General features: G+C 61.3%; 5 protein-coding genes. 2 read left to right on the top strand and 3 right to left on the bottom strand.

Features of this window, described 5'->3' with window-relative positions; genetic code table 11:
* Positions 1-100 precede the first annotated feature (100 nt).
* Positions 101-865, bottom strand: coding sequence for a S1 family peptidase (locus AC1DKD_RS31430; RefSeq protein ID WP_441631178.1), 765 nt, complete (start codon positions 863-865; stop codon positions 101-103).
* Between the two features lie 341 nt (positions 866-1,206).
* Here AC1DKD_RS31430 and AC1DKD_RS31425 point away from each other — a divergent pair, with 341 nt between their 5' ends.
* Both AC1DKD_RS31425 and AC1DKD_RS31420 read left to right on the top strand, forming a co-directional pair.
* On the top strand, positions 1,207-7,656 hold the full coding sequence (locus AC1DKD_RS31425; RefSeq protein WP_477111861.1) for a P-loop domain-containing protein: 6,450 nt from the start codon (positions 1,207-1,209) through the stop codon (positions 7,654-7,656).
* Positions 7,657-7,987: 331 nt separating this feature from the next.
* Positions 7,988-9,409 (top strand): hypothetical protein, encoded by a 1,422-nt coding sequence (locus tag AC1DKD_RS31420; RefSeq protein WP_441631174.1) that lies wholly within the window; start codon positions 7,988-7,990, stop codon positions 9,407-9,409.
* A gap of 1,133 nt (positions 9,410-10,542) precedes the next feature.
* On the opposite strand, the gene AC1DKD_RS31415 is transcribed toward AC1DKD_RS31420, so the two are convergent.
* Positions 10,543-11,112 (bottom strand): AbiU2 domain-containing protein, encoded by a 570-nt coding sequence (locus AC1DKD_RS31415; protein WP_441631172.1) that lies wholly within the window; start codon positions 11,110-11,112, stop codon positions 10,543-10,545.
* A gap of 301 nt (positions 11,113-11,413) precedes the next feature.
* Positions 11,414-12,658: a tyrosine-type recombinase/integrase gene (locus tag AC1DKD_RS31410; protein WP_441631170.1), complete on the bottom strand. Its 1,245-nt coding sequence runs from the start codon at positions 12,656-12,658 to the stop codon at positions 11,414-11,416.
* Positions 12,659-12,786 lie beyond the last annotated feature (128 nt).

Here is a 12,786-nt window from a genome sequence, read left to right as displayed (position 1 = left end):
TTGCATCTCGGCCGGGCTCTTCGAACTGGACGTATGAAAGCTGTTCGAACCCGGGGGGGCTACGGAGAGATGCATGTCCGCGTATGGTAGCTGCTACGGTCTAAGTGCCCTTGATAGTCCGAATGTACTCGGCGAGGGGCAACTTATTAGTGGCGCTGGTCCTGAGCTTGCCCAATGACTCCGTGTCATACGCCAAAGCAAAGGACACAATCCTGCGCACCTCTGGCTCTCGCTCCCCAGTTTCCGTGTCGACGCTTGCGAATTCCTCTATCGTCTCAACGTCAGCGCTCCCGAATATGAGTCCGGCAACCTGGCATGTGTCGCGTCGAATAAGGGCGGCTCCGCTTATCCCTTGCGGGGCGCGCATGTCAAGTTCATAGGCGTCCGTTCTTCCCAGGGTAGGGTGATCGTACAAGAAATGCCGCGTCATGTAGCCGCGCAGGAGTCTGCCGCTAATAACGTGATGGATGGTTCCGTCCTGCTTGCGCTGGCGCTCGGGGTACGGATACCCAAATGCCCAAAGCTCCTCGCCGAGGAGAAGATCGCTTGTCCACAGTTCGAGTTCTTGCGGTGGTGTGTATTGGCATCGTGCGGTTGCTATGTCTGTTCCATTCGCGTCGCGCTCGATGTCTTCAAGAAAGTAAGCCTTGAACCTTCCCTTCGACTCTTCCACGCGAATGGCATATTCGCATCCGGGCGGAGGTTGATCTGCCACGCAATGCCAGCAGGTTATCAATACCCCAGGAAACAGGAAAAAGCCCGTCCCAAGGTGCTCAACAATCTCCGACGGCTGGCCCGGACTAGCTTTGACAAGCAGAACGGGGAAAAAATGGCTTGGTGCATGGAGCGCGGCCTGATATTCCATTTGCAAGTCCTCTAATGGGAAATCGCCTCGATGGCTGAGTGTATCAGGGCGGCCAGGCGCCAGCGGTGCCGGTCTACTCATATGGTGGGTGGGCGACGATGTACCGCCGAGGCTCGCCGCTCGATGCCGACCAGGTGGTGACACCTTGAGCCCCGCTCAGGCGTGCCGTGATGGCCTGCAGCGTGAGCGCCTGGGGGGGCGGCCATGGCGGCCTGGTGGAGACCCTGTTCCCGCGGCGGCCGGCGAGCGGCTGGCCAGCTCCAAGGCATAAGTACGCCCGCTCCCGTGACTTCAAGTATCCTTTCTGGAACTCCAGCGGAATCGCAATGGCAAAGGTACGAATGACGTTCGACAGTGTGCGGGCATCCAGGGATGGTCACGAATTCCATGAGGCGTGGGTAGCGCGCAAATGCCTGGGACTTTTGTTGCCCAGAGACGATCTCGTCGGAATCGCCATCGAGGGGTTTGGCGAAGAGGATCAGAAGCTCGTCACTGCCGAAGCCAACGAGATCGCCGATGCGGTGTTGTACTTTGGCCGGCGCGCGACATTCTCCGATGCGCGGCGGATCGTGGTCGTGCAGGTGAAGTATTCCAAGGCCGCGGAACTCAAGCCTTTCCGCGCCTCGGATGCCAAGAAGACCTTGGGCAAATTCGCGCGGACCTACCGTGCGTGCAAGCGCGACAATGGTACCCAAAAGGCAAGGGACAAGCTTCGCTTCGAGCTGGTCACGAATCGCCCTATCGCCGCAGCCTTGGTCGACGCGTTGCGGGGTCTGGCCCAAGGCGCCCCGCTCGAAGGTGAGGCGAAAGATCAGGCGACCCAGGTCATCGCTGCTTGCAGGTTGACGGGCAAGGACCTCGCCGAGTTCGTCGCACGCGTTGAGATGATCGGTCTGACTGGCGACTTGCGCTCCAACAAGGAGGAACTGGCCATCACGCTGGCCGATTGGTCGCCGGCACGAGACCACATGGCTGTCATTCGCCTCAATAACATCCGAGAGATGGCACGCGATAAGGCTGGGCTCGCGAAGCAGCATCGGAACATGATCGCGCGCACGGATGTCTTCGCGGCGCTTCAGCTTTCCGACGAGCGTGATCTGCTGCCTTGTCCAGCAAGCTTTCCTGCGGTGGGTGCGATTGTCGATCGCGTGCAACTGGACGATGCCGTCGCCTGGATCCAGCGGCTCACCAAGCCATTGATCATCCATGCTGAAGGTGGCGTGGGCAAGACGGTCTTTATGAGCTCCCTGGTGGCCCGCCTGTCGGCGTCGCACGAGACTGTGTTGTTCGACTGCTTCGGCATGGGTCAATACCGCGCCCCAGACGATGCCAGGCACTTGCCCGGACGAGGCCTCGTCCACATCGCCAATGACTTGGCTTGCCGCGGCTTGTGCGATCCGCTACTCCCCTCCACGAGCAACAGCGAAGACATTCTCCGCGCGTTCCGTGCGCGCCTCGAGCAGGTGGTTGCCACCCTGCGCCGCGGCTCGGCCGATCGGCAACTGATCCTGTGCTTGGACGCGATCGACAACGCGAACGAGCTGGCGCGTGATCGCGGTCAGGACACCTTTCCGAAGCTATTGCTCCAAAGCCTTGAACACGGCAGGCCAATTCCGGGCCTGGTGGTGGTGGTCAGCGCCCGGAGCCATCGCCGCCGCGCCGCAACCGGCGATGCCTCCTGCGAGGAACTGGAGCTCCAGCCTTTTACGGAGCCGGAAACGAGTACGTTTCTTGCCTCCCGTGTCCCGAAGCTGACGGAAGCGATGGTGCAAGTTGCTCAATCCCGCTCGCTGGGAAACGCGCGTGTCCTCGAGCATCTGGCGAAGGAGCCGGATCTGCTGGCGCCGTCGGAGGTAGGCAAGCTCATCGAGCTAGACGACCTGATTCGACAGCGCATCTCGGACGCGCTTGCCGAGGCGAGGAAGCTGGGCAACCCCGACGCGAACATTCGGGCGTTTCTCGCCGGCTTGGCCACGCTGCCGCCACCAGTGCCGCTTAAGGAGTTCGCACAGGTCAATGGTATGCCGGAAGGTGCCGTGAAGAGCTTCGCGGCTGATCTGGCGCCACTGATCGAACAGACGAGCCATGGGCTGATGTTTCGCGACGAGCCCACGGAGACCTTGATTCGACGCGACTATGCCGCCGATGCAACGACATTGCGCGTCCTGGCCGACAATCTCCTAGCGATGCAGTCGACTTCGGTCTACGCAGCCACAACCCTGCCGGACCTACTCCTGCAACTGTCGGATGGCGAGCGCCTGTTTCGACTGGCGTTCGATGAAAGGCTGCCGGCGGCTATCACCAGCAAGGTAGGGCAGCAATCAATTCGGCACGCGCGCTTGAGGGCGGCTGTGGGGCATTCGGTTCGCGAGAACGACCTCGATCATTTGGTTCCGCTACTGGTTGAAATGTCCACGCTGGCTGCGATGGATCAGCGCGGGACTCAGTACCTTCTGGATAACCCCGATCTCGTTGTGACCTCGGGTGATATCGAGTCGTTGCGACGCCTGTTCGAGGCTCGGACCAAGTGGGCCGGGTCTCGCCATGCGCGCCTTGCCATCGCCCATGCGCTTATGGGTGAGGTCGCCGACGCCGTCCGACATGCGCAATGGGTCTTCGAATGGCGTGCACACTACTACCAACAAAAGCCCGACCATTTTCAGGACCGTACCAGCCCGACGGTCATGGACATGGCGGCGATACCGTTCTGCCACTTGGCGAACGGCAACGGTGAGGAAGCGGCGCGCGACTTAAAGGGGTGGATTGACTGGTACGCCTATGAAGTGGCGAAGGCGACGTTTGAACTGGCGAGCCGTCCGGAAGCCAAGCGCGTCCTCCCCCCCGACGTTATGAACAGGTACTTGGCCGGCCTAGACACGGCCGGCCCTCTGGCGGCGGCAGTCCGGTTCGCGACTAGCGACGATGGTCGCCGACGTGCCCTAATTGGCGCCCTAGCCGAAGTGTGCGTCAAAAAGGAAGCAGTCGATCTGGGTGAGGAGCACTACAGACCCGACGAGCGCGCGATCGTTCGCGGTCTTCTCGAGGCTGCAGCGACCGCCCTGGTGCTAGAAATGCCCGCGGAAGCCAAAGCGATCGTTGACGCCCTGCCGCTGGCGCCGCCGACGCTGTACACCTTCCGGGAGGCCTATTGGACGGGCGAGGTCTACCCGTACGTGGCGCGACAGGTCATCTCGCGGATCGCGGACGGTGAGCCGATCGACGAGCGGCACCTGCTGCCGCGCGAGCTGATCGAACTCGCTAGCAAGGTTCCGGCCGACCTGCAGGGAGACGAATTCCGCATAGCTCTTCAAGCGGAGCTCGAAGCGGAATACCGAGCGAAGAGCAAGTCGCCCGAAGCCAAGGAACGGATCAGCAATGACGAAAAGACGTCGGCGGAGCGCTTTCTCAATCAACGCCTGTCGACTTGGGTGAAGGTCGCGAACGCGTTCGCACAGGCCTTGGGCGATGGACGCGGTCGTGCCGCGGCCACACTGTCGCCACTGACGAGCCTGTGGAAGGAGTTGCGCGTCAAGGAAGACCATTACTCCAGCACCAAGGAAACCCAGCGGCAGCACAACGCGGTCGGAGAGCGCCTGTTGACCCTCGCGCTCGCCGCGAACCCCGACGTGACTGCGCCCGAGGTCTCGATGTTCGCAGCTGACGCCACCGAGCCTGGGACGACGCCGGTGGCGAAGGTCATCGGGCTGGTAGCGCTGCTGGCCTCTCGCCCGGCCTTTCAGGCGTTGGCCGGCGCGCTCGCCGTCAAAACGAGCACGGCGATCGAACAGGAAGATGAAGTAGGGGAGCGAGCCGGGTATTTCGCCCGCCTCGGCCGGGCTATGGCGGTGGCCAGTCCTGCCGAAGCGGCCGAGTACTTCAGGCGGGGCCTGGATCAGATGGACGCCATCGGCTCCGGCGACTACCGATTCGTGGATGGATTGATGCACCTCGCCAGCACGCTGCAAGGCCGCCACATTGACGATCGAGATAGTCATACCTTGTCCAACATCTGCGAACTTAATCTTGGCGAGGAGCAGAAGTTCCACTGGGGAATGTATGGCAACGCGATGGCCAAGGCGTCTGGCCTGAAGGGGCTGGCAAAACTAGCGCGGTGGGAAGACCGAGATCGAATTTCACTCGACTACACCTTGCTGCCCTACCTGCGGGCCCTGGTCCAAGACGACCAGCTCGATCCTGCCCTCGCCGTGACCTTGCTGAGGCTTTCCAAACCTGCCGAGCTCTATGTCTGTGGCACGGAGCAGTTGGTCGCCACGCTCGAGACCAAGGTCAGTGGGCAACACGGGCCCCTAGTGCGTGAACTGGTCGCCCAGTATCTGCAAAACAACCCAGGATCCTTGAGTGCTGAGACCCCACGGGTCCTCGCGCGGTTCGCTAAGGAGGTGTTGGGCGAAACGTCGTGGGAATACGGTTACCTTTCGGCTGCGGCCAAAAGGATCGAGGTGTCGCGTGACGACTACAACACGCTCAACAACTGGCGTGCCTCCGAGCCCAAGCAAAGTACAGTCGACTGGCGGACCGAAGAAGAGGCGGCCCGGGCGGCTGTCCTGGCCCTTGCGGCCGATCTGAACCCGCTCGATGACGTCTCAGTGGCCCGAGCGCTCGAGGCGGCAGGTGCAGTGCGAACCGGAACGCGATTCGCGCGTGACGTCCTTGAGGTGTTGCGGGCGAAGGTGGCGTTTCCAGACTGGCCGCAGTACATCGACCTCATCGCGCGCCAAGGCTTGCTCGACCTGTACGACAAGGAGCATGAGCTTCGGCAGTGCAAGGAGCAGTGGTCCGGCGCCTCTGTGGCAGTAGGTATGGCATTGCGGGACTGCGCCGAAATCATCGTTTGCGAGAACGCCCTTGAGTTCATCTCATCGGATTATCTTTCGACGTACCATGTCAAGGCGTTCCAAGATGTCTGCGACATTGATCGCCGCACGCTGTTGATGCTCCTGATTCGGGAGTTGTCGCATCCGAAATCGCCAGTGCCGGCGTCTGTGTGGCTCAACTTTGCGGCGGAACTTAATGCGGTGGCGATGCCGGGCGTGGGCCGGGCAGCATTGACGCGTCTGCTCCAAAGTGGTCCGGCGAAACTTGCCTCCAGCACGGCAGATGGTCCTTGGAAGGCAGACCTGTATCCAAGCGGCGACCCTGTCGAAACGACGGCTGGGCTGATCTGGTTTGTGCTGGGTTCGCCGGTGGGCGAGCGACGGTGGATGGCCGCCCACAGCTTGCGCACCGCGATCCGGTTGGGCCGTGCTGACGTRCTGGATGCCGTCATCGCGCACTTCGATCGACGTTATGCTCCCTGCTTTCAGGCGCCCGAACTGCCGTTCTTCTACCTGCACGCGCAGCTTTGGCTCTTGATAGCTATGGCCCGGATCGCCCTGGAGGCACCCGCCCAGATCGCACGGCACCGCACGTTTCTGGAGAAGATCGCCTTTGACCCAGTGGACCATCATGTGCTTCGCAAGCACTTCGCCGCAGGGGCGCTGGTCGCGTGCGCGCAACGCGGAGAGATCACGCTGCCGAAGTCCAAGATGGAAGCGCTGGAAGCGGTCAATTTCTCGCCTTATCCAAACAAGCTGTCGAAGGACTATGCAGGCAGCTCGTATCGGCGGTCGCGGCCCGAAAGCGTTGCCAAACCCGAACCGGAGTTGCATCTGGACTACGACTTCGACAAGGACGACGTCGCGCACGTGGCTAACCTGTTCAGGCGTCCGCATTGGGAAACGGTGGACGCCATGACTGTCTGGGTGCGTCGTCATGATGCCGACATCACGTACATGCACGAAGCAAAGGGCAGATCGCGGTCCCGCCGCGACTACGTCCGTGGCATCAACCCGGACTATCACACGTACGGCGAGCAGTTGTGCTGGCATGCCTTGCACGGCGTCGCTGGCGATTTACTCGCCCGATATCCTGTCGTGCTCGGGCCGTACGGCGACAACGATCCGTGGGGCGAGTGGCTGGGGCGTCAGGTTGTCACCCATGCGGACGGCTTATGGTTGGCAGACGGCACCGACTGGCAACCTGTGGATACGCGGACCACGTTGCGCGTCGTGGGCCCGCAGGGAGTTGAGCTGACGAGTGATCCGACGACGTTGCAGGCGCTGCTTGGCATCGATCCGACTGTTAGCGACTGGTTGGTCGTAGATGGGGACTGGAATTCCACTGAGGGCGTTGGCATCCACGTGGTGTCTGCCCTGGCGCCGCGCGGCGAGAGTATCGCCTTGGCCGAGTCCGTCGCTGCGGCGGATCCCTTCCGTGCATACTTCCCGCGACTGCAACCTTATGAGGATGGCGACGCGACCGAGGTGCGGCGGAACGCGCCATACTTGCCGTGGGTCGTGGTCTGGGACGACGACGCGCGACTGGATGTGGCCGATTCGTTGGGCGTGTCGGGTGCCGCCCAGCGGCGGCGACTGAGCCAGGCGGCCATCGACTTTGGGCAGCTTACGCCGACCGACACGTTCGGCCGCGCATGGGTGAGCCCGTCGGGTGAGGTCTTGGTTCGCTCTGAGGTGTGGATGGAGTCCAGTCGCCGGCGAGAACGCCGCACGAAGGGGGCGCGACTGCTCTGCCGCGCGTCCTTCGTTCGCGAATATTTGGCGGCGAGCGACGCGGATCTTCTCCTGTTGGTCCGCTTGCGAAGCTATCAAGAGGGCTTCGGCGGCGAGCGCTCTCGCTTCTGGCACACTACCGGGGTCGTGCGCGTGACACCATCGCTGGCGGTCAGCCTACACCCGGGGCGAACCAACGAACTGCACGAATCGAATTACTAGCGGCGCCCGATTCTCTCGCTGACAGGTGCCGCCAACCCAATGAAACTGCGCAGCACGGCATTCGTGCGATGGACGCTGTCATGGCCTTAAGGCCCGCGGTGGCGGCGCAAGTTTCGGATGTCAATAGGATGGAGTTTCACCAGTAGGCTGGCACCCGGTGTGGCAGCGCCGTACATCATCACGATTGATCCGGCGGTGAAGCAACGGCAACGCCTGCGGGGGGGCGCTGGCTCGCCCCTCGATGCCGACCAGGTGGTGACACCCTATGCCCCGCTCAAGCGGCCCGTGATGGCTGCAGCGAGTATCTTTCCCATGAGGCTGAACTATCCATATGAGCTATCCCACATTGGAAGACCATTTCAGAGGCCTGTGGAATCGGGCTCGCAGGTGTCAATCGTTAGATAGTCTCAGCCCGGAATTGATTCAGAAGTGGGCGAGCGAGCGGGGCCTAACTGTTGATCAGGTGGAGGAACGCGATATCGGGACGTTTGTTACCACGAAGAGCATTGTGCTGACGGTAAATGGGCAGGAGGCAGGTTTCCCGAAAATTCCGCCAGAGGGGGACGCAAACTGGCAGTTGCGTCGCCAGTTTGCGGATAGAGACGCTGGGCTTTGGGACAAGCTAGAGTGGTTTTCCCCTCTTTGGGTATCCATGGGCCAAACCCGGGAGCTGCTTAAGGCTGTCGAGGATTGCTCTAAGGAGCGAGCACTCCAGCTTTTCAACTACCATACATCGACCATATACACGCTTCCGTTTCAGGCGGTGTGCATTGCGCAAATCATGCCTGCAGCGCGTAGTCTTCGGGAAGTAGTTCCCTTGGCAAGGGAGGCATATCTTGCCTTTTATAGCGGCTATCGCGCATCCAGCATCTCCGCCCTGATTCCGGCCTTGGAAGGAGCACTGACGCGAATCGTTAGCCAAGGTGGGGGCGAACCTTCGATAGCAGAGAGAATTGATCAAGCGATTGATCGAGCCATCGAATGTGCTGCCCGGCTGCATTTTTACCGGACATGGGTTCCGCAAGAGTATTTGACTCTCGAGTACCTCTACCCGTTGGACGAGCGTGTCTTCACATTTGAGTCGTTTCGCCGCTGGCTGAAAACTTCCTTCTTTCAAAATACTGCCCAGTACGATGGGACTACTTGGCTCAATAGGCATCTGTTTGCTCACGGGGTATCGTCAGATTGGCAACAGTCCTCGAATTTCACCCGGTTGATCGTGGCTTTGGCAACGATGGGGGTAATCGAAGCATGGCATGACGAGTCAAACAGCGTTTCGCTGTTCTTCCCTGAAATGAACGAGGACAGCAAATTGCTCTGGCAGCAGGCCCTGTTCCAAGGGCAGGCCCAAGCTACACTCAAAATCATTGAGCAAAAGACTTACCATGAGCATGGTCGACTCGTGCCAGAGATGCCAACCGACAATGGCGTGTTACTGCGTAAGGCAATTCTGGCGGAGGATTGTATCGATGACTTGGTTCGCCCGCTGCGAAATGCGGGATGGCAGGTGATTGTCGGTGAGCCAGACGACAAAGCGCTATATACGCTCGTGACTGCAAGTGACAATGATCGAACGTTTAGCGTTGCCTTGCTCTATAGCTGCGCGACAGACAATGCGATTTATCGGGAGCTGGCCAGCAAATGCGAGGCCGTCCTGTACCGTGGGGCACCGTACAATCAGGATGGGTACGCATACGGCATCACGGTCCATGTTGGGCCGGTAACTGGATGGCAGCCGCCCAAGCCTCGATAGATACGGGGGGGGCGAGTGACCCCTCGTGGCCCGGTAAGCGACGGCCAGCCATCCGACAGAGGTATGGACGCAACCTCTGAAAAATCCCTAGAAAATGGATCGTGCGRTGGACGCTGTCACGGCCTTAAAGCCCGCGGCGGCAGCGCAGTCCACCATCACGGTAGATCCTGGTAACACCCGCAGCGGGCCGCAGGCTCGCCCCTCGATGCCAACCAAGTGGTGACGCCCTACGGTCCGCTCCTGCGTGTCGCGGTGGCCTGCAGCGTGAGCGCCTGGCGGTGCGGCGGTAGCGGCCTGGCGGAGGCTCTATTTGCGCGGTGTCCGGCGAGCTGCTGGTTAGCTCCAAGGCACGCGTGCCGGCGACGTGCCCGTATCCCAATGCCAGTGGCCAGCCACCCGGCGCGGCAGCGCCGTCCACCATCACGATAGATCAGGCGGTAGTGTGTCGGCAGGGCCTGCAGCGGGCCGCAGGCTCGCCGCTCGAAGTCGACCAGGTGGTGACGCCCCACGTCCCGCTCAGGCGGGCCGTGACGGGCTGCAGCGTGAGCGCCTGGCGGTGCGGCGGCGGCGGCCTGGTGGAGGCTCTATTCGCGCGACAGAACGGACCGATTGAGCCTAGCCCCAATAGGCTGAAGGGGCGGTGGCGAGGCTCTAGAGGGTGGTTTGTTGAAAATATCTGAATAATCGTCGCAGCGGGTTTGCTTGACCTATTGGTGTTCGCTGTCGCCCGGAAACTGTTGATTCACTGTCAGGCCTGGTGCCACTTGTCACCAGCGTCACCAGTTCGGTACCCGCGTCACCAGCCGTTTTTGGTGACGCGCAAACCGTTGATCTAGAGCGGCTGGCGGCACTTGTCCATAGGGTGTCACCACTGTCACCAAGTTTTGAGAACGACTTCCAAGTTGATCGACTGAATTGTGTGGGGATGTCGCCGATTCAGTCAGAAAATATGAATGGCATATGGCAGGGGTGCTCCGCACCTCCCACCCTAGGTGGGGAACCCCTCCGGGTGCAGTCAGGTGCACGCGGGTCCTTCCGGGGTCCGATCTCATGGGGGTCATTCGCACCCCGAACGTTTTCTAGATAGAAAGCCTCCTAGGGTGAGTTAGTTAGTCGAGCCCTATCACATGGTGCTAGCTTTTAGCGTGGCCCTTCTGGAGCGTTTCGAGCATGGCCAGGGTTGCACGCTCTCCACGGTCACTGTCGAAGATCGTATTGGTAATCCCCAACTCCCTGGCGGTGCCGTTGATCACTTCACAGACCACGTTGATGATCTCCCTCAGTTCATTCGGGGTGATCCCGTTGACGTCATAGACCTTCTTTCGCGGGATCGCATACTCGTTATGAGCAATAGTCTTGTTGCGAATCGCCAGGACGCTCTTGATCTTAGGTTCAAGCGGTTTCAGGGCTCTCGCTATGCGAAGCGCACATTGTGTGCGTCCTTCAGCGCGCAGTGCCTTCTTGAGTTGGCTAATGCCTGCGACACGGTCGTCGCGATCAAAGATCTTTGATAGGGAGATGAAGAACAGCTTGTAATGCCCCGCATTAGACGCGTGGAAGAAATCAACGTAACTCAGCTCGCTCATGGTGCGCAGATACTTGGGTATCGCCAGATTGCGAAGTGCCCACCAGATCTGGAAATGCGCCTTGGCCGCTGTGCCTTCCTCAATCAGGTGTTGCGTTATCGCGTGTGCACTGCTCATGGCTAAGTCCAATATTGGTGGAGGTGGGCAGAACTATCGCATAGCGTGAGTGCTGGTCGGTAGGGCGCCAAAGGCCGGGTCTTTACTTGGTGCGCCGGCGCGGCTGCAGGGGGGTAAAAACTCCCGCTCCGGCTTCTACGACCGTGTGCCTAGTCGTGTCTCTGTGCGGCGCGGATTTTTAGGGAGGGGGGGGTCAAAAATCCAGCCTCGATCAGCGGAGCGGCTAGGGGCAGACCCGTTGCCGTTGTTCGTCGGCCCAGCCGCCCAATAGGCCGATTTGCCGGGCGTTGGCGGTGTCCACCTAGGCCGCCTGCCCGTTGCCAAACGGCAGGATCTGCGCGCCCCGCTTCAACTCGTCCAGGTAGTCGGCCCAACGCTGCATCATGTCACGCCGCTGCGGCAAATGTGCCGTGCGGTTGTACGCCCGGCCGAGCGGATCTTTGACGGCGTGCGCGAGCTGGGCCTCAATGATGGCGGGCGGGAAGGCTAGCACTTCGTCCAGTATGGTGCGCGCCATGGCCCGGAAACCATGGCCTGTCATGGTTTCGTTGTCGTAGCCCATGCGCCGGAGGCCGGCGTTGATGGTGTTGTCGCTCATGGGGCGGCTGGGCGAGCGAACGCCAGGCAGCACATAGCGGCCAGTGCCAGTCAAGGCGTGCAACTCGCGGAGGATGGCGACCGCTTGACTCGGCAGCGGCACGATGTGCGCCGATCCCTCGGCCTTGCCTTGCTTGGTCCGCTTCATGCGTCCAGCCGGAATTTCCCATGTGGCGCCGTCCAGGTCGAACTCCGGCCACTCGGCCAGGCGCAGTTCGCCGGGGCGCTGGAACAGTAGGGGTGCGAGCTTGAGGGCACACGTCACGGGGAAGGTGCCGGTATAGCCGTCGATGGCCCGCAGCAACTCGCCCACCTTGGTGGGCTCGGTGATCGCCGCGAAGTGCTGTTTCTGGACCGGTGGCAGGGCGCCGCGCAAGTCGGCGGTGATATCTCGCTCGGCACGGCCGGTGGCCACTGCGTAGCGCATGGCCTGGCCGATGTTGTCGCGTAGGCGGTGAGCGGTTTCCAGAGTGCCGCGGCGCTCCACCCGCCGCAGCACTTCCAGTACGTCGGCTGGCTTGAGGTCGGCCGTGGGCCTGCCGCCAATCCAGGGGAAGGCATTGGCCTCCAGACGGCGCAGGATGCGCACGCCGTGGCTAGCTGACCAGGTGCTCGCGTACTTTGCGTGCCACTCGCGGGCGACCAGCTCGAAGCTGTTGGCCTCTCGCAGCGCCTTGGTGCTCTTGGCCGCTTTGCGGTGGGCGCTGGGGTCGATGCCATCGGCCAGCCGCCGGCGGGCCTCGTCGCGGCGCTCGCGGGCTTCACGCAAACCCACTTCGGGGTACGTGCCAAGGGAAAGCATCTTTTCCTTACCCCCAAGCCGGTATTTGAGTCGCCACCACTTGCCGCCGCTGGGGGCAACCCACAGCAGCAGGCCGTCTGCGTCATACAGCTTGACGGGCTTCTCGCCTGGCTTGGCGTTCTTGATGGCGGTGTCGGTGAGTGGCATTTGGGGGTAACTATTTCGGGGGTGACAAGCTACCCCGAAAATTACCCCCAAAATGCTTGGGCTGTAAAGAAATGCCCTGATACCGTGTGGGACGCTAAATCCCGTGAAACCAAAGAAAAAGCCCGGAT

It is taken from the genome of Cupriavidus sp. 05T313, assembly GCF_056396665.1.
Note: the sequence above shows the minus strand (reverse complement) of the source record. Positions and strands in the feature narration are given on the sequence as shown.